Annotated in this window: 14 protein-coding genes; 5 read left to right on the plus strand and 9 right to left on the minus strand. The window is 58.0% G+C overall.

Annotation, left to right across the window (positions count from 1 at the left end):
• Positions 1-22 precede the first annotated feature (22 nt).
• Both ACR3EH_RS06040 and puuE read right to left on the minus strand, forming a co-directional pair.
• Positions 23-529, minus strand: a complete 507-nt coding sequence (locus tag ACR3EH_RS06040; protein WP_171186972.1) for an ureidoglycolate lyase — start codon at positions 527-529, stop codon at positions 23-25.
• Entirely contained in the window at positions 526-1,944 is a 1,419-nt protein-coding gene (gene puuE, locus ACR3EH_RS06045) for an allantoinase PuuE (protein WP_171187143.1), read from the minus strand. The genes ACR3EH_RS06040 and puuE overlap by 4 nt, the downstream gene beginning before the upstream one ends.
• A gap of 164 nt (positions 1,945-2,108) precedes the next feature.
• On the opposite strand from puuE, the gene uraH reads away from it, so the two are divergent.
• Complete coding sequence (gene uraH / locus ACR3EH_RS06050) at positions 2,109-2,465, plus strand: hydroxyisourate hydrolase (protein ID WP_171186974.1); 357 nt, start codon at positions 2,109-2,111, stop codon at positions 2,463-2,465.
• Between the two features lie 16 nt (positions 2,466-2,481).
• Here the strand turns inward: uraH and ACR3EH_RS06055 are convergent, their stop codons facing one another.
• Entirely contained in the window at positions 2,482-3,402 is a 921-nt protein-coding gene (locus ACR3EH_RS06055) for a LysR family transcriptional regulator (protein ID WP_171186976.1), read from the minus strand.
• 96 nt (positions 3,403-3,498) lie between these two features.
• Between ACR3EH_RS06055 and ACR3EH_RS06060 the strand changes: the two genes are divergently transcribed.
• The 3 genes from ACR3EH_RS06060 to ACR3EH_RS06070 all read left to right on the plus strand — a co-directional run bounded on the left by ACR3EH_RS06060 (position 3,499) and on the right by ACR3EH_RS06070 (position 10,754).
• Entirely contained in the window at positions 3,499-4,722 is a 1,224-nt protein-coding gene (locus ACR3EH_RS06060) for a urate hydroxylase PuuD (protein WP_171186978.1), read from the plus strand.
• Between the two features lie 141 nt (positions 4,723-4,863).
• Positions 4,864-6,669 carry an autotransporter assembly complex protein TamA gene (locus ACR3EH_RS06065; protein WP_171676068.1) on the plus strand — a complete coding sequence of 602 codons (1,806 nt, stop codon included), beginning with the start codon at positions 4,864-4,866 and terminating at the stop codon, positions 6,667-6,669.
• On the plus strand, positions 6,666-10,754 hold the full coding sequence (locus ACR3EH_RS06070) for a translocation/assembly module TamB domain-containing protein (RefSeq protein ID WP_253762089.1): 4,089 nt from the start codon (positions 6,666-6,668) through the stop codon (positions 10,752-10,754). Before ACR3EH_RS06065 ends, ACR3EH_RS06070 begins: the two co-directional genes overlap by 4 nt.
• Positions 10,755-10,758: 4 nt before the next feature.
• Here ACR3EH_RS06070 and ACR3EH_RS06075 read toward each other — a convergent pair whose 3' ends face one another.
• The 5 genes from ACR3EH_RS06075 to ACR3EH_RS06095 all read right to left on the minus strand — a co-directional run bounded on the left by ACR3EH_RS06075 (position 10,759) and on the right by ACR3EH_RS06095 (position 17,660).
• Positions 10,759-11,280 carry a thioesterase family protein gene (locus ACR3EH_RS06075; RefSeq protein WP_171647567.1) on the minus strand — a complete coding sequence of 174 codons (522 nt, stop codon included), beginning with the start codon at positions 11,278-11,280 and terminating at the stop codon, positions 10,759-10,761.
• Between the two features lie 11 nt (positions 11,281-11,291).
• Complete coding sequence (locus tag ACR3EH_RS06080; protein ID WP_171186984.1) at positions 11,292-12,077, minus strand: cyclase family protein; 786 nt, start codon at positions 12,075-12,077, stop codon at positions 11,292-11,294.
• 115 nt (positions 12,078-12,192) lie between these two features.
• A complete protein-coding gene (gene fdhF, locus ACR3EH_RS06085) occupies positions 12,193-14,976 on the minus strand; it encodes a formate dehydrogenase subunit alpha (protein WP_171647569.1) in 2,784 nt (927 codons plus the stop codon).
• Between the two features lie 13 nt (positions 14,977-14,989).
• On the minus strand, positions 14,990-16,693 hold the full coding sequence (locus ACR3EH_RS06090; RefSeq protein ID WP_171186988.1) for an NAD(P)H-dependent oxidoreductase subunit E: 1,704 nt from the start codon (positions 16,691-16,693) through the stop codon (positions 14,990-14,992).
• A gap of 85 nt (positions 16,694-16,778) precedes the next feature.
• Positions 16,779-17,660, minus strand: a complete 882-nt coding sequence (locus ACR3EH_RS06095; protein WP_171186990.1) for a LysR family transcriptional regulator — start codon at positions 17,658-17,660, stop codon at positions 16,779-16,781.
• 254 nt (positions 17,661-17,914) lie between these two features.
• On the opposite strand from ACR3EH_RS06095, the gene ACR3EH_RS06100 reads away from it, so the two are divergent.
• Positions 17,915-18,268: a GFA family protein gene (locus ACR3EH_RS06100; protein WP_171186991.1), complete on the plus strand. Its 354-nt coding sequence runs from the start codon at positions 17,915-17,917 to the stop codon at positions 18,266-18,268.
• A gap of 101 nt (positions 18,269-18,369) precedes the next feature.
• Here the strand turns inward: ACR3EH_RS06100 and ychF are convergent, their stop codons facing one another.
• Positions 18,370-19,467 (minus strand): redox-regulated ATPase YchF, encoded by a 1,098-nt coding sequence (ychF, locus tag ACR3EH_RS06105; protein ID WP_171186993.1) that lies wholly within the window; start codon positions 19,465-19,467, stop codon positions 18,370-18,372.
• Positions 19,468-19,513: the final 46 nt, after the last annotated feature.

Here is a 19,513-nt window from a genome sequence, read left to right on the forward strand (position 1 = left end):
GAGTTCACGGGGGTATTGCCGCTTATCCCGCGGCTTCATTGGGTTTCGGCACCACCTCATAGGGTGTGTCGAACCAGTGTTCTTCCAGATTTGAGCCGGTGCCGATCCTGTCCACCACCGCAAACAGACCCGGGCCACGCAGAGGTGTCAGAACGCCATGCCACGTTCCGCGGTGGTAATTCACCATCTGGCCCGGCTTGGTTATGAACGCGCGCGGGACGCCCGGTTCCCCGACATTGTCGGTCGCGACGATCACCAGAAAAGGCTGATGCGTCATGGGAATGAAAGCCTGACTGCCGTCAGGATGGCGCTCCACCATCTCAAGCGTGTAGGGCAGTGAACGGGGGTTGGCATTGAACAGGCTCAGCCCAGCCCGGCCATCAGAAAAATCCAACTGCGCGCGGTCATGAAACCGCCCGCATTGTTCCTGGTTGATGATCTTGTCGGGCGGCCCAGACGCCTCGATCAAATCTCCAAATGGGGCAAATGCGTCTGCCGAGATTATTTCTGTCACGATCTGCCGGGTCATGCGGGCAATACATCCCGCAACCGGAACTCGGCGATCCGTTCAACCTGACGGCAGGCTTCGGCAAATTCCGTCGTGCGATCCTGTTCAATACGTCGCTGGAAGGCTTCGAGGATCGACGCTTTGTTATGGTCCCGTACCGCAATTATGAAGGGGAACCCGAAGGTCTGCGTGTAGCGCTGGTTCAGATCAGTAAACGTCTCGCGCTCGGCATCGGTCAGCGCGTCCAACCCGGCCGAGGCTTGCTCTGACGTGCTTTCCTGTGTCAGCCGTTTGGCCTGCGCCAGCTTACCCGCCAAATCCGGATGTGCGGTCAGAACGCCCAAACGCTCGTCTTCTGAAGCCGAACGGAACATGCGCGTCAACGCGTTGTGCAGCCCACCAGCAGTGTCATGTGCCGGGCCCAGCTCCAGATCAAAGGCGCGTTCAGCAATCCAGGCCGAATGCTCAAAAATACCGCCAAATGCCTCGACAAACGCGGTGCGGTCCATCTGTGACGGACGCACGCGATGCACCGGCGGATGGGTGGTTGCCCAATGTTGCGCGATTTGCAATCGCGTTGTGAACCAGACATCGGCAAATCCCCGTGCATAGTCCAAGAACCGTTTCAGCGCCATCACACGCCCCGGTCGGCCAATCAGGCGGCAATGCAAACCGATCGAGAGCATCTTGGGAACGCCCGCCTCACCCTCAGCGTACAGTGCGTCAAAACTGTCTTTCAGGTACGCGAAGAACTGATCACCCGAATTGAACCCCTGCGGGGTGGCAAAACGCATGTCGTTGCAATCCAGCGTGTAAGGCACGATCAACTGATCCCGCCCTCCGGTCTGCATCCAATAGGGAAGGTCGTCCGCATAGGTGTCTGCAACATAGGCAAACCCGCCCTCTTCCGCGACCAGACGCACTGTGTTTTCGGAACAGCGCCCCGTGTACCAGCCGCGCGGGCGTTCACCGACAACTTCTGTGTGCAGACGTATGGCCTCGGCTATTTGTGCACGTTCTTCGTCTGGGGTCATATCTTTGTGTTCGACCCATTTGAGGCCGTGGCTGGCAATTTCCCAACCAGCGGATTTCATCGCCGCCACTTGATCGGGCGAACGCGCCAGAGATGTGGCCACGCCATAAACCGTGATCGGAAGATCCTTCATCAGCCGATGCAAACGCCAGAAACCGGCGCGCGCGCCGTATTCATAGATCGATTCCATATTCCAATGCCGCTGACCCGGCCATTGCGCGGCCCCCACGATCTCGGACAAAAACGCCTCGGACGCGTCATCGCCGTGCAGCACGCAGTTTTCGCCGCCTTCCTCATAATTCAGCACGATCTGCACAGCCAACTTGGCCCCGCCCGGCCACTTCGCCTGCGGAGGGTGTGCTCCGTATCCGATCATGTCCCGGGGGTAACGCGGCGGCTGCATGGTATGGTCCATTTCTATTTCTGTTTCCAACAGACTTACCCCAGAACACAGCCTTTGATTATCAAATCAATCCGAACGCTGTTTCCGGTTCTTTCGGCATTTCAACTGTTTCGAACTTTGCGCCAGACTGTCAAAAATCAAAAGGCACATGATAGGAGAGACCGGTGGCAGGCTATTTGACAACCCATGTTCTGGATACCGCACGTGGCTGCCCTGCTGAGGGGCTGAAAATCGCGCTTTACCGCGTTTCCGGCAACTCTCATCGCAAACTAGTTGAGATGGTAACCAACGCGGATGGCCGAACCGACAGCCCAATATTGCCGCAGGACGCATTTAAAACAGGCACTTACGAACTGATTTTCTTTGCAGGCGACTACCTGCGTGCAACAGGTCAGGACGGAGACGATCCCTTGTTTCTGGATCAGGTACCCATCCGGTTCGGCATGTCCGATGCAGAGGCGCATTACCATGTCCCGCTTCTGCTTTCGCCCTACGGCTATTCGACCTATCGCGGAAGCTGACTGAGAGCCGGGGGGCTTAAGCGGGTAGCTCGGCACTGCGGACGATTTTTCCGATCCGTTCGATCATGAAATCCATGAACAAACGCGCCTTCGGGTCTTGATGTCGCCGGTGCGTGTAAAGACATGCCATCTGCACGGGAACCGGTGGTGTTGCGGTTGCAACCGGAACAAGACGCCCGGATTTGAGGTGTTCGGCGACCTCAAAAACGGGTTTCATTGCAATCCCTTGCCCTGACAAAGCCCAATCCGTCAACACGTCTCCGTCATCACATTCAAACCGACCCGACACCGCAAAACGTTTCGGTCCCTCGGGGGTTTCCAGCATCCATTGAAACTCAGCCGCCCCCGGAAAGCGCAGGTTCAGGCATTCATGTTTGTCGGCGACCAGATCAGCCCCGCTTGATGGCATTCCGCGCCGCAACACATAGTCGGGGGCGGCACAAAGCACCCGCTGACAGTCTGCGATCTTACGGATGCGCAGGGTGCTGTCTTCGGGTTGGCCGATAAAGAACGCCAGATCCAGCCCTTCGGTTGTCAGGTCGACAGACCGGTCCGTCAGGCGCAAGCGCACGTCTACTTCTGGGTACGCAGCCAGAAAATCAGGAACATGCGGTGCCAGCAGACGGCGACCCACCCCCAGCGGCGCCGCCGCAAACAATGATCCACGTGGGGCTTCGGTCAGATGGGTCACCTTAGCCTCGGCATCATCCACCGCATCCAGAACCGCGACAGCTCCGGGATAAAACGCTTTGCCTTGCTCGGTCGGAGACAGATTGCGGGTCGTGCGCTGAAAAAGGCGTACGCCTAAGTGATCCTCAAGCTGAGAAATCCGCGCTGAAGTCACAGCCGGAGAAATTCGCAGGTCTCGCCCCGCGGCGGACATGCTGCCCAGATCGTAGACCCTGACAAAGGTGCGGATGTTATCGAGATAGGACATCTTTTCGTTTTTTTTGATACAGTTTGACAATATACGGGAATACCGAAGAAAAGCCTGTTTGCCTAGTGTGGTGGCAACCAATCGGAGACCTCTGAAATGTACGACTTTGCCGTGTTCTGGGACTGGATGGCGTTTGCCGTGCGCTGGTTGCACGTTATCACCGCCATGGCCTGGATCGGATCCTCATTTTACTTCATCGCGCTCGACCTGGGTCTGAACCGCAACATTCCGGGTCCGGCGGATGGCGAGGAATGGCAGGTGCATGGCGGCGGCTTCTACCATATCCAAAAGTATCTGGTGGCCCCCGAACGGATGCCGGATCACCTGACCTGGTTCAAATGGGAAAGTTATTCGACATGGCTCAGCGGTGCCGCGCTGCTGATGATCGTTTATTGGGTCGGTGGAGAGCTGTATCTGATCGATGCGGAAAAGGCTGATCTGGCGCTATGGCAAGGCATTCTGATCTCGGCCGCCTCGCTGACCGTTGGATGGCTTGTTTATGATTTCCTGTGCAAATCAGGACTTGGAGAACGCCCCACTTTGCTGATGGTTTTGCTGTTCGTGCTGCTGGTGGCCATGGGTTGGGGGTACAACCAGATCTTCACGGGGCGTGCGATGATGCTTCATCTGGGCGCGTTCACAGCCACGATCATGACGGCAAACGTGTTCTTCATCATCATGCCCAATCAACGCATCGTGGTGGATGATCTGAAAAATGGGCGCACGCCGGATCCGAAATACGGCAAGATCGCCAAGCTGCGCTCGACCCACAACAACTACCTGACGTTGCCCGTCCTGTTCCTGATGCTGTCGAACCATTTCCCGCTGGCTTTCGCGACGGAATACAACTGGATCATCGCTGCGCTGGTTTTCCTGATGGGCGTGACCATCCGGCACTATTTCAACACCCGCCATGCCCGCGCCGGTAATCCCACCTGGACGTGGCTGGCCACCGCACTGCTGTTCATTGCCATCATGTGGCTGTCGACAGCCCCCATGTACCAGCCGCTGGAAGAGGCAGAGGCACAGCCGCTAACACCATATGAACAGAAATTTGCTGATGCGGACGGGTTCGAAGACGCCCATGACATTGTTCTTGGGCGCTGCTCGATGTGTCACGCGCGCGAGCCGGTATGGGAAGGCATTCTCTGGGCCCCGAAAGGTGTGCTATTGGAAACCGAGGCCGATATTGCCCGAAACGCGCAGCAAATCTATCTGCAGGCTGGTGTGACGCATGCGATGCCTCCGGCAAACGTAACCTATATGGAACCTGAAGACCGCCAAGCCATCATCAGATGGGTGCGCAACGCCGGACTGTAGCACAAACGCAATTTACCCTAAATTTTCGCGTCAGGCGCATAATCTCTTTCCCAGATCGCATTCAGATGCTCTAACCTGAATGCAAAGGACCGTGGCAAACGCGGTGTATGATATTTGGAACTGGGACATTTGGGGCAATTCATGCAAGGGAGCAAGCCGCAAGGCCGTCTGAGGCGCTGGCTGAGTGTCGCTGTTGTGGCGTTGGCCCCAAACATGTCACTGGCATTGGAAACCTCCCTGACAGCGCCGGGTGCGTCCAAAGAACTGGTGGAGCGCCTGAAAGAGACGTCATCCGTCACCACCGCCGAAGAGCGCGGCCTGGATACCCCGCTTGAAATCCTGTCCGCCGCATTGTCGGATTACCGCACGATTGTGCAGATCCTGTATGACGAGGGGTATTTCAGCCCGGTTGTCAGCATCAAACTGGACGGCCAGGAAGCTGCGGAAATGAGTTCGCTGACTGTTCCGGCAAAGATCGACCGGGCGGTGATTAACGTTGAAACCGGGCCCAGCTTTAAATTCGGCACCGCCACTGTACAGCCGTTGGCGCCTGACACCGTTCTGCCGGAAGAGTTCGCAACCGGCAAACTGGCAACAACCGGCGCTATTCAACAGGCCACTTCAGCTGGCGTGCAAGGGTGGCGGGATGCAGGCCATGCCAAGGCTGGGGTCGCGGGGCAGAAAGTCATCGCACGGCATTCTCAGGCGCAGTTGGACGCTCAGGTCACGCTGGAACCGGGGCGCAGGCTGACATTCGGTAAAATGTTCATCAAGGGCGACACGGATGTGCGCCACAGATCCATCGAAAAGATCGCTGGGTTTCCAAGTGGAGAGGTGTATTCGCCTGAAAAGATTCAAAAGGTCGGAACACGTCTGCGCCGCACCGGCACGTTCAACGTCGTTTCACTGCAAGAGCGTGAGACACCAAATCCAGATGGCACGTTAGACTTTGATGCCACTTTCGAAGACCTACCCAAACGTCGCATAACCTTTGGTGTTGAGCTTGCCTCGCGCGATGGTGTTGACGTGACAGCGACCTGGGCCCATCGCAATATGTTCAAACGCGCGGAACGTTTGCGTTTTGAAGCCGCGATACGCAACATCGGCGGGGCCGAGAACATCGACGGCCGGATCGGCTTGCGCCTGGATCAACCGGATCGCCTCGGCCCGGACGACAACACATTCTGGAGCGCGCTGCTGGAACGGCGCAACACTGAAAACTACAACGTGTCGGTTGCGTCGCTGGCTTACGGTGCGCGTCGCACCTTCTCGGACAACCTCTATGCCGAAGCCTCTGCCGGTTTTCAGTGGTCGGATGCCGATGATGCGTATGGAAGCGGTCGCAAGTTCAGGTATTTCATCGTGCCGTTCCGCTCGGAATGGGACGAACGCGACAGTAAAGTCAGTGCTACACGCGGCTTTTACCTTGATTCACAAGTCATGCCCTTTGTTGGTATTTCCGGTACTGACACGGGTATCCGCCTTTTCTTTGATGGTCGGGCTTATACCAGCTTGGGGACTGGGGGCCGGATCGTTTTGGCCGGGCGCGCGCAGCTGGGTTCCGTAATTGGCCCCCCTGCCGATGGCGTCACGCCTGACTTCCTTTTCTTCTCGGGCGGTGCGGGAACCGTTCGCGGGCAGCCCTATGAAAGTCTTGGCATTCCGGTTGGAACCGGCATCGCAGGCGGCAAGTCGTTTATCGGCTTGTCAGGTGAAATCCGCGGCAAGGTCACCGATAGCCTGTCACTGGTCGGATTTTATGACTACGGTGTTGTCGACACGTCTTCGTTCATTGGCAGTGGTGCCGAAGACCACGCTGGCGCCGGTATTGGTGTAAGATACGATCTGGGCGGATTTGGGCCTTTGCGATTTGATCTCGCCTATCCGGTGAGTGGTCCCACCGGCGACGGTCTGCAGTTTTACATCGGGATCGGACAGGCGTTTTGAGACGGTTTCTTTCATACCCTCTGCTGATCGGCACTCTGCTGCTTGCACCAACGGCCGGGCAAGCGCAGGAGGACGAAGGCGGCAGCATGATCGAGCGGTTCCTGCAGGATACGCTGTCAGGTGACGATCAGAACGTAACCGTCACGGGCCTTCAAGGCGCGCTAAGTTCACGGGCCACCATCGCCGAGATTACGGTTGCCGACGATGACGGGGTCTGGCTGACCATTAAGGATGCGGTGCTGGACTGGAACCGTCTGGCGCTTATCCGTGGCCGGTTTTCCGTCAACGCCCTGACCGCAGAGGAAATTGACATCGCCCGCACCCCGGGCACCACCACCAAAGATACGCCGCCCCCCGCAGCGGAAACGCAAGCCTTTCAACTGCCCGAACTTCCTGTTTCCATCGAAATCGGTGAAATCAGCATCAGCGAACTGTCTCTGGGCGAGCCACTGATCGGCGTTGCGGCAGAGTTGGCAGTGACCGGAAACCTGTCACTGGCGGATGGCACGCTGGATACAAATCTCGACATCACACGCCTGGACCGCGCCGGGGATGAAATCAAGCTGAGCGCTGGGTTTCAGAACTCTGACAGTCAAATCGATCTTGATCTTCAGGTGACCGAGGCGGCGGGCGGCCTGATATCTACGGCTCTTAAAATCCCGGATAGCCCACCCATTGGGCTGACCGCAAGAGGGTCCGGGCCGGTGAGCGATTTCACGGCGGATATTGGCCTCAGCAGTGATGGCCAACCACGCGTGACCGGGCAGGTGCGCCTGCGTTCGGCCCCGACCGCAGCGGCAAGCGCCGACGAGGGCATCGCCTTTACAGCCGATCTCGGTGGGGATCTGACGCCCTTTGTAGCCGAAAACATGGATACGTTCTTTGGCACCAAGACACAGTTGTTTGTGGACGGGCGAACCGAACCCGATGGCGCGCTGACCATCAGTGATCTTGAGCTGACCTCTCAAGCGCTGAACCTCAAGGGTGAGCTGCAACTGGCCGCCGGTGGGCAACTGCAACTGGCCGCCTTGCAAGGGCGGATCACACCGCCGGACGGGCAAAACGTGGTACTGCCGGTTTCGGGCGGCAACACGTCCATCGAAGTGGCACAGATTTCGGCGTTGTTTGACGAGAAAAACGGCAATCTTTGGGACCTGAGCCTTACGGCCAACGGAATAAAGACGCCGCAGATCGATTTGCAACGTGCGCAAATCTCGGGGCAGGGAACGCTGGAACAAGGGACGGCCCTGCAACTGGATGGCGATCTTCAGGCTGCTCTGGACGGGATCGACCTGGCTGACGATGCGCTGAACGCAGCCGTGGGCGAGCGCGTCACGCTGGATGGTGTGTTCGCCTATGGCAGTGATCAAACGGTCAATCTGTCCGGCGTGGAGCTGGTTGGTTCTGATTACGAACTGGGGCTGGACGCGGTGATCAGCGGCCTGTCCACAGGTCTGGCCGTAGATGGCACGGCCACGTTGCAGGCGACGGACTTGTCGCGGTTTTCGGATCTGGCAAAGATGGATCTTGGGGGCCAGGTGTCTGCACGGCTTGTGGGGCAAGGCTCTCCGCTGGAAGGCAGCTTTGACGGCAAGCTAGAGGTCGAAGGAAATGACCTGTCCACCGGACGCGACGACATCGACCCGGTCATTCGCGGCAACACCACAATCACTGTAGACGTCAAGCGGGGTGCAGATGGCGTAACGATCCGGGATTTCACACTGATCGGGGACACCCTGCGTGCACAGGCTGACGGCACAGTTACCACGCCCGGTGGCAATCTGACCATCGACGGGCAGGCCACGGTCAATGCTCAGGACCTCTCTATCTTCTCGGGCCTTGCAAATCGCGAGCTTGGCGGTGCCTTACAAGCACAGCTCAACGGTAAGGGCGCGGTTCAGACGCTGGAATTCGATGGGACCGCCAGCGTGACGAGCCGGGACATCAAAACCGGCATGTCTGAAATCGACCCCCTGGTTTCGGGTCGGACCGAGATCACCTTTGACGGTGCGCTCAGCCAGGATCAAATCGTGATCCGCGACGCCAAGGTGAACGGAACCGCCGTTACGGCACAAGCGGCAGCCACAATCGACGATCCGACAAGTGCGCTGGCTGTGGATGGCGAAGCCAGCCTGAACATCCCCGATCTGTCTCTGTTCTCGGGCCTTGCCAAACGCGACCTTGCCGGGTCAATCAAAACCGATGTTTCGGGCAAAGGTGCGTTAGGAAGCAAAAGCTTTGATGTGAAAGGCAAACTGGATGCGAACGACATCCAGACTGGAATCGACGCTGTCGACAAACTGATCCAAGGGCGCACCACCCTGACCGTGGACGCGCAAAATGGCGATGAAGGGCTTGATATCCGCGGTTTCCGGTTGAAGGGAACCGCCCTGTCGGCTGAGGCGTCTGGGAAACTCGATCGGGATGCCGGGGGGTTGAGCTTTACTGCTGCGCTGGACGACTTGGGCCGACTGTCTGACACTCTGACAGGGCCATTGAAACTGGATGGAAACGTCGCGCCCACAAGCACAGGCTTTGAAGGCACAGCCAATCTGCAAGGACCGGACAGCTCTTATGCCAAAGTCGCGGGCTCAGTGGATACGAACGGCTCAGCCGACTTGGACTTCGACGCAAAATTCAACCGCATTGAGCGGTTCGTCCCTGATTTCCCGGGCACCATCGCAGCGACGGGCAATGCAAAGCGGGACAATGGGCTTTGGACCATCGACGCCAAAGCAGAAGGGCCTGCCGACATCACCAGCACTGTTGCAGGAACCTTCGATGAAACCAGCACTGAAGCCGATCTTAAGGCGCAAGGCGGCGTCAACCTTGGGATAGCAAATATCTTTATTACACCCAACAAGATCGACGGGTCGGCACGTTTCAATCTGGCCCTGAAAGGGGCACCTGCACTGGCGTCGCTCAGCGGATCTGTCACGACCTCTGGCACATCTCTTGCCATTCCCGGTGCAGGCCAAACGATCACCGGTATCAGCGGCCAGATCGATCTGGCGCAAAGTCGTGCAACCATCAACCTCAGTGGTGGAGTGCGCGCCGGCGGCGGCTTTACCGTTACCGGACCTGTTGACCTTACACCGCCTTTCAACGCACAGATTACGACAGCGTTGAACAGCCTCGTGCTGACGGATCAGCTGCTCTATGAGACTACCTTGAATGGCCAGATCGCAATGACCGGGGCGCTGGCCGGAGACAGTTCGATTGCCGGGCAAATCACATTCGATGAAACCAATATCAATCTCGCGGCCGCTTCCGGCGCGGTCGGGGCGGCACCGATCCCCGAGATTGAACATGTCAATGAAAGCCGCCCGGCCTTTGTCACCCGAGAACGCGCGGGGCTGGTTGTTACAGAAGAGGCCAGCCAAAGCAATTCCAGAATTGCGCTGGACATCAGCCTGCTGGCCCCCAAGGCCGTGTTCGTCCGAGGACGGGGCGTAAACGCAGAGTTGGGTGGCCGGATCTTCATCGGCGGCACCACCACTGCCGTTGTTCCGTCCGGCCAGATCGAACTAATCCGAGGCAATTTCGACATTCTGGGCCGCCGGTTGGCCCTGACGAAAGGCATCGTTACCCTCCAAGGCGACCTGACGCCTTATATCGAGTTTGAGTCTTCGGCCAGTACGTCGGACGGAACTGCCACAATCGAAATTGCGGGGCCTTTGGATTCGCCCGAGGTCAACGTGTTCTCTGACCCCGAACGCCCGGCCGAAGAAGCGCTTGCGATGCTGCTGTTCGGGAATCGGTTCTCGGAGATTTCACCATTCCTGATTGCGCAGATGGCCGCCTCGCTGGCCCAACTCAGCGGCGCGGGTGGTGATGTCACCAAGGGGCTGCGGGAATCCACCGGCGTGGATACAATCGACGTCGGCGCTTCGGAAAGTGGCGCGGGCCGGTTGGGGGCTGGCGCCTATCTGGGTGAAAACCTGTACACCGACTTCACGGTCAATACGGAAGGCGATACCGAGGTGAACCTGAACCTGGATGTGACAGACAATTTCACGGTCAAGGGCACGGTTGATGGCCGCGGCGAAACTGGCATCGGGGTGTTTTTCGAACGCGACTATTAAAGCGTCATTTGCGGCGAATACCAATCGGCTGCCCAATCTGGGGCGTGGGTGGCAAAGACGCGTGATCCGACACCATCCGTGCCAACCGAGTGACCGCCCAATCCGGATAGGGTTCGGACCGACCTGTTCTGTGGCTGACATTCATGAACAGCACTTCTTGCGTGGCGCATACAGTCTGGTCGGGGGCCGAGATCATTTGACCGAAATAGTGCCCCCGTTTGTGATCTGCATCCAACAATCGAAACTGGAAATAGATCGTCATGTCGTCGGTCACTTCGCGCAGAAACTGCATGTGGGATTGCAGGACGTACGGCCCCTGCCCCAACGCCTGGACCTGAGGCTCGCCAAGGCCAAGATGATCGACAAGCAACCGTTCAAAAGCCATATCGAACGCGACGCCGTAATAGCCCACGTTCATATGCCCGTTGTAGTCGATCCAGTCTGGATGCAGCGCAAACTCGTGAATTTCAACAGGCGCATCGTACGGACCATCATGGCCACCTAAGGGCTGTGTTTCCTGTAGCATGGCAATAGTCCTCACTCGTCCGGATCTTCAAAGATCGCAACGGCGCGGATGAACCCGGCCGACGCACCTTTGATCTTGAAGGGAAAACAGGAAATCTCAAACCCTGTCGGTGGAAGCGTTTCCAGATTGGTCAGCTTTTCCATGTGGCAATACCCGATCTCCATCGAGGCACGGTGCCCTTCCCAGATGATCGAGGGGTCTTTGGTCTCCGCATATTCCTGCGCGGTCAGCGGAAAGGGCGCATCCCAACTCCAGGCATCTGTTCCGGTCACCCGCACCCCGCGTTCTGTCAGGTACAAAGTCGCCTCACGGCCCATACCGCACCCCTTCATCAGATAGTCGGGTTGACCGTACTGCGTCCCTGCCGAGGTGTTGACCACCACGATATCCAACGGGTTCAGCGTATGACCGATCCGCTTCAGCTCGGCTTCTACGTCTGCTGCGGTGACCACATAGCCATCCTCGAAATGACGGAAATCCAGTTTAACACCGGGGTTCATGCACCATTCCAAAGGAACCTCATCAATGGTGATAGCCCGCTCGCCTTTGTTCATTGTGGAATGGTGGTGGTAGGGCGCGTCCAGGTGGGTGCCGTTGTGGGTCGCGATTTGCAAACGTTCCAGCGCCCAGCCCTCGCCACCCGGCAGGTCTTCTTTGGCAAGACCGGGAAAAAAGGACATGACCTGCTCGGCAGTTTGGTCATGGGTCAGGTATTCGATCTCGGGCAGCATGATCGGCGGGTCCGATACAATGCCGGTTTCCAGCGGGACGGACAGGTCCACAAAACGCCGCGCCATAGCATTCTCCGTTTGTGATCGTTGGCACAGGGTTGGCCGCGCGTAAGCTGCTGTCAAGACGCGAAAAAGGCGGTCCATTAAGACCGCCAATTCGAAAGAGTGACTGGCGCAGAGGTTATTCCGCTGCGATGGCGTCTTCGATCTTTTCGACCTTTATCGCCGAGAACTTGAACTCGGGGATCTTGCCATAGGGGTCGATGGCCGAATTGGTCAGCATGTTCGCAGCCGCCTCGACATAGGCAAACGGGATGAACACCATGTCTTCGGCGATCGCCCGGTCGGCACGCACCATGATCTCGATGGAACCGCGACGGGTGGTCAAGCGGATCATCTCGCCCGGTTCGATCCCCATCAGCTTGAGCGTGCGCGGGTTCATCGAGCAGTTCGCTTCCGGCTCTACGGCATCCAGAACAGTGGCGCGGCGGGTCATTGAACCTGTGTGCCAATGCTCCAACTGGCGACCTGTTGTGGCGATCATCGGGTACTCTTCATCCGGGGCCTCATCCGGTGGGATGATGCTGGCCGGAGTAAACTTGGCCTTGCCGTCGGCCCGCGGGAAGCCGTCGCCGAACACGATGGACTGGCCCGGGTCGGTCTCGCTGAGCGACGGGTAAGTGATCGTCTCGGTTTCCAGACGTTCCCACGTGATGTTGTCCAGCGACTCCATGGTCAGCTTCATCTCGGCAAAGACCTGAGATACATCGGTGTACTCCCAGTTCAGACCGATGCGCTGCGCCAACTCAACCGTAATTGCCCAATCCTCGCGCGCCTCACCCGGAGGTGCCACGGCCGGGCGTACACGCTGTACCTGGCGGTTGGTGTTCGACACCGTGCCGTTCTTTTCATAGAGCGCCGAGGCAGGCAGGATGATGTCGGCATAGTTCGCCGTTTCAGTCAGGAAAATGTCCTGCACGATCATCAGATCCAGCTTGGCCAAAGCATCACGGGCGTGGTTTACATCCGGGTCGGACATGGCCGGGTTTTCGCCCAGAATGTACATACCCTTGATGTTGCGCGCATAGATCTGATCAATGATCTCGGTAACGGTCAGGCCCTTCTCGTTCGAGAAATCGTCCGAACCCCAGACATCGGTGAACTGAGCCCGGATGTTTTCATCCGTGACGGTCTTGTAGTCCGGCAGGAACATCGGGATCAGACCCGCATCCGAGGCACCTTGAACGTTGTTCTGGCCACGCAGAGGGTGCAGACCCGCGCCGGGTTTACCGACGTTTCCTGTCATCAGCGCCAGGCTGATCAGGCAGCGCGAGTTGTCGGTGCCGTGGATATGCTGGCTGACGCCCATGCCCCAGAAGATCAGACCGGCCTTGGCCTGCGCAAATGTGCGGGCCACGCGGCGCAACTGATCTGGTTCGATGCCACAGATCGGTGCCATCGCCTCGGGCGTGAACTGGCGCAGATGTTCTTTCTCGGCCTCCCAGTTCTCGGTCCAGCGGTGGATGTACTGGCTGTCGTAGAGTTCCTCTTCGACAATCACGTTCATGATCGCGTTGAGCATCGAGACATCAGCACCCGGGCGGAATTGCAGCATCTCATCCGCGAATTTGCGCATCCCGACGCCGCGCGGATCCATCACAATCAGTTTGCCGCCGCGTTTGGTGAATTGCTTGAAGTAGGTCGCAGCAACGGGGTGGTTTTCAATCGGGTTGGCCCCGATGATGATTGCCACATCCGCGTTTTCGATCTCGTTGAAGGTCGCGGTCACAGCGCCCGATCCCACGTTCTCGATCAACGCTGCAACGGACGACGCGTGGCACAAACGGGTGCAGTGGTCGACGTTGTTGTGCTTGAATCCCTGACGGATGAACTTCTGGAACAGATAGGCTTCTTCGTTGGTACACTTGGCCGAGCCAAAACCCGCAACGCTGCGCGGGTCTTCGTCGCGCAAGGCTTTTAGCTTGGTGGCGGCCAGATCCATCGCCTCTTCCCACGTTGCTTCGCGGAAATGAGTCGACAGGTCCGAAGGATCGACGTTCAGACCCTTTTCAGGGGCATCTTCGCGCCGGATCAACGGCTTGGTCAGGCGGTGCGGGTGGTGGATGTAGTCAAAGCCAAAGCGGCCTTTGACACACAGACGGCCTTCGTTAGCGGGGCCGTTGATGCCCTCGACATATTTGACCTTGCCGTCTTTGACCTTCAGCGAGACTTTACAGCCCACACCGCAGAACGGGCAGACGCTTTCGGTCTCGGAATCGTAGTCCTTGCTGTCGCCCAGTTGCTGATCATCCAGCACGGTGGCGGGCATCAGCGCACCGGTCGGGCAAGCCTGAACACATTCACCACAGGCCACGCAAGTTGATGCGCCCATTGGGTCGTTCTGGTCGAACACCACCTGCGCGGTGTGGCCGCGACCAGCCATGCCGATCACGTCATTCACCTGCACGTCACGGCAGGCACGGACGCAAAGGTTGCAGTTGATGCAGGCGTCCAGATTGACACGCATCGCAACGTGGCTGTCATCCAGCAGAGGGATTTTCTCGGCCTCTTTTGCAGGAAATCGGCTGTCGCTGACATCGTTCAGCTTGGCCATGTCCCAGAAATGGCTTGAGGCATCATGCGGTTGCTCGGGCTGGTCGGCCACCAGCAGTTCCAGGACCATGGCACGAGATTTCTCGGCGCGGTCGGTGTCGGTCTTAACGACCATCCCTTCGGCCGCCGGACGAATGCATGAGGCGACCAGAGTGCGCTCGCCTTCGACTTCGACCATGCACGCGCGGCAGTTGCCGTCTGGTTTGTAGCCGGGTGCCGGTTTGTGGCACAGGTGGGGGATCACCAGTCCACGGCCATTGGCCGCTTCCCAGATCGTGGTGCCCTCGGGCACAGTGACGTCATCGCCGTTCAGGTTGAAGGTGACGGTCTTGGTTGGGCTTGCGTCAAGCATGGCTCTGTCTCCCTCAGATTTCGTCAGCGAAATGTTTCATGACCAGGCGGATCGGGTTTGGGGCCGCCTGCCCCAGACCGCAGATCGAGGCATCACCCATGACCTGACACAGATCTTCCAACAGTTCGGTATCCCATTTATCGGCCTGCATCAGCTTCACCGCTTTTTCGCAGCCTGCGCGGCAAGGCGTACACTGACCGCAGCTTTCATCTTCGAAGAACCGCAGCATGTTCAGCGCAGCGTCGCGAGCGGTGTCCTGATTTGACAGAACCACAACCGCAGCGGAGCCGATGAAGGTGCCCAGTGGTTGCAAAGTGTCAAAGTCGAGCGGGACGTCGTCGATGCTGGAAGGGAGAAGACCTGACGACGGCCCGCCCGGTTGATACGCCTTGAACACATGGCCTTCGGCCATGCCGCCGGCGGCATCAATCACATCAAGAATGGTCGATCCTGCGGGCAGCAGGTACACACCAGGCTTTGCCACCCGGCCCGAGACCGAATAGCTTCGTAGGCCGGTGCGGCCATTCTTTTCGGTGCTGTTTAGGCATTCCGGCCCTTCACGGCACACTTTGGTGACCCAATACAGTGTTTCGACATTGTGCACCAAGGTCGGGCGGTTAAAGACACCAACTTGCGCCACGAACGGAGGACGGTGACGCGGCAGGCCCTTCTTGCCTTCAATCGACTCGATCATCGCGGATTCCTCACCGCAGATGTAAGCACCAGCACCCCGGCGCAGGTCGATGTAACCTTTGTCGACAATACCCGCCTGTTCCAAGGCAGCAATTTCACGGCGCAGAATCTCCAGCACTGCCGGATATTCGTCGCGCATGTAGATAAAGCAGGTTTCAGCCTCCACCGCCCATGCGGCGATCAACATGCCCTCAAGGAAGACATGCGGAGTGCGTTCCAGATAGTAACGGTCCTTGAACGTGCCCGGCTCGCCCTCATCTCCGTTTACGGCCAGATAGCGTGGACCTTCGTTCATGCGAACAAAGCCCCATTTCTTACCCGACGGGAAACCGGCGCCACCCAGACCACGCAGGCCCGAGGACAGCACGTCTTCTTGCACCTTTTCCCAATCACCGCCGTCGCGCAGCTCTTTTAGCTTGGCGTAACCGCCATTGGCTTCATAGGCGGCGAAGGCTTCATAATCGGGCAGATGGGCGTGGGTGTCGCCCGCTGCAATCGCAGCCTGTACCTTTTCGGGTGTCGCATGATCGATATGGTTGTGACCGATCTCCAACACCGGAGCGGTATCACAACGGCCCATGCACGGCGCACGAACAACGCGGACCTCAGCCGGATCCAAGCCGTCTTCCAGAGCTTTCTGCAGCTGCTGGGCACCAGCCATTTCACAAGACAGGGAATCACAGACCCGGATCGTCAGCGCGGGCGGAGGCGTCTCGTCCTCTTTCACCACATCGAAATGAGCATAGAAGGTGGCGGTCTCATAGATCTCAGCCTGTCCGACACGCATCTCAACAGCCAGCGCAGCGATGTGATCGGCGCTGATATGGCCGTGTGCGTCCTGAATCAAATGCAGAAATTCGATCAACAGGTCACGGCGGCGCGGGCGGTCACCCAACAGGCGATGAATTTCAGCCTGCGCCTCATCCGTGAATTGACGGCCTTTAGGCGTGTGCCGCCCCTTGCCTTTACCTGACTTCCAGACGCCCTTGGGTGCGCCTGATGGCTTGGTATCTAATGGTGCCATGATGCCCTCCGATTGAGGCTCCGTGTCTCATCAGAATAGCATATCGTCAAATCTCTTGTCGCTATCGCACGATAACGACAGCTTATCACCGCAAAGACGTCACCACAGCACGTAAAGCCTGAACCGTCGGCAGTTCCGGATCACGGTTGAGGGTCGCCAGACAAATCGGTTTGCTGACAATGGGATCGACCAAGGGCAGCACCTTGGTCCCCCTCAAATCGCCCAGCGCGCGCACCAGAACGCGGGGGACAACGGTGGCCGCCAGCCCCTCACGCGCCATCACCATCGAGGCCGTGAACCCGCTGGTTTCGGCCACAACGTCTGGATGAAGTCCCTGTTCGGCGAATATCCGGTCCAGAATTCTCCGGTTCTGCATCTGCGGCTCCAGCAGGCTGAGCGGGAATTCTGCCACCTGCGCCCAAGGGATCGGGCCGGTCTCGTCGGTCATATGTGACGGAATCAGCAGGACATAGGTTTCTTCGTACAGAGGCTGCACCTGCCGCAGATCGGTGCCGATACTGTCGCCATAGGTGATGCCTGCATCCAGACTGCCCTCGTCCAGGCGGTGCTGAATTGCCGTAGCGGACATGGTCTCGATCCGCGTTACGATGCGAGGATGCGCGTCGCGCAGCCGTTTGATCAGGCGACCGGTGAAGGCGATCGCGGTGGGGATCACGCCAAGGATCAGCGTACCGGTGATCTCACCTTTGGCGGCCAGCACCTGCTGTTCCAGCGCTTTGGTATCATCAAGAATACGCCGCGCCCGCTGGACGATCATCTCGCCCTCTTCGGTTAGGCCCTGAAACCGGTTGGCGCGACGGACGATTGAGACGCCCAGCCGGTCCTCAAGGTTGCGGATACGCATCGAGAAGGCAGGCTGCGAAATCCCGCATTCCTCGGCCGCTTTGGCAAAGTGGCGATGCCGCGCCAAGGCGCTGAGGAGTTGGAGGTCGCGGATTTCGATCATTTAGGATATTCTCGAACGGCATGCTAAGAAATTACTCTAGCGAGGTTTTCAATGCGTAGAAACGCGTGATCTGACTAGAATCTCTGCCCAATACGAGTACGCAAGCAAAACACGAGCAGGCAAACTCCCCGAGATGGTATCTGAATGTCAGAGAAGCGGGACAAAACCGACATTCAGGCGTCGTGAAGAATCCAAGCTAGGCGACCTAATTCAAGTAGCGTCATTAAACGACGTGAAGAGGGTTGGTCTCACAAATGAAAAAATACGAAGGAAGCTGCCACTGCGGAGCTATTGCATTCGCCTTCGTGTGCCCTGAGGTGAAACGCATCATGCGATGCGACTGCTCTTTGTGCGCACGCAAAGGGATCGCGATGACAACAACTACAATTGCGCCCAACGATATTGAGATTTGTGATCCAGAAGGTGTCCTCGCGACTTACCAGTTTGGCACAATGACAGCGCGACATCACTTTTGCAGCCGTTGTGGCATCCACGCATTTGTCGAGACACGACTGAACCCTGGGCACTATCGCGTAAACCTCGGTTGCGTCGATGAACTTGATGCCATGAGATTGCCTGAGGAACTGTACGACGGGAATTCGCTCTGAGCCGAAAGAGCGCATGCTATGTGGCTTAGGGCTCAAAGCGGTCATGGCTCGGGTGCTCGCGCAATGACATCCCAGAATTGAAGCAAAGAAGGTGCCGCGGCTTAAGTGTTAAACAAAAAATGCATCACATCGCCATCCTTGACGATGTAGCCCTTGCCCTCGGCCCGCATCTTTCCCGCTTCTTTGGCACCTTGCTCACCATTGGCGGCGATGTAGTCGTCAAAGGCGATGGTCTCGGCGCGGATGAAACCCTTTTCGAAATCACCATGGATGACACCAGCCGCTTGTGGCGCGGCGGTGCCGGTGCGGATGGTCCAAGCGCGGGCCTCTTTCGGGCCGACGGTGAAATAGGTTTCCAGCTTCAGCAGGTCGTAGCCCGCGCGGATCAGGCGGTCGAGGCCGGGTTCTTCCAACCCCATTTCCTCAAGGAACATCTGGGCTTCGTCTTCTTCCAACAGGCTGATCTCTTCTTCGATCTTGGCGCTGATGATGACGTGAGAATTACCCTGCGCGGCAGCCATCTCGGCCACTTTCGCTGAATACTCGTTGCCCTCAGCCGCCTCTTCCTCGGATACATTGCAGACATAAAGCACCGGTTTGGTGGTCAGCAGTTGCAGCATCTTCCATGCCTTGGCGTCTTCGTCGCTCACTTCGACCAATCGCGCAGGCTTGCCGTTTTCCAGCATAGCCTGTGCCTCGGCCAACAGGCGATCCTGCTGCTGTGCTTCTTTGTCATTGCCCTTCAGCTTGCGCACCAGATTGGCGCGGCGCTTTTCGATGCTTTCCAGATCGGCCAGCATCAGCTCTGTCTCGATGGTGTCGGCGTCCGCAACGGGATCGACGCGGCCATCCACGTGGGTCACGTCGCCGTCTTCGAAACAGCGCAGCACATGTGCAATGGCGTCGGTTTCACGAATGTTGGCCAGAAACTGGTTACCCAGACCCTCACCCTTTGAGGCACCTTTGACCAGGCCGGCAATATCCACGAACGTCATCCGCGTTGGAATAATCTGTTTCGACGCAGCAATCGCGGCCAGCTTGTCCAGACGGTCATCCGGCACGGCCACGTCGCCCACGTTTGGCTCGATGGTGCAAAACGGGAAGTTCGCCGCCTGCGCGGCTGCGGTTTTGGTCAACGCGTTGAACAGGGTCGATTTGCCCACATTCGGCAGACCCACGATTCCCATTTTAAAGCCCATCACGGCCTCCTGCATAGAATACGAACGCAGCTTCTATGCAGGTCAG

It is taken from the genome of Ruegeria sp. BG7, assembly GCF_056535685.1.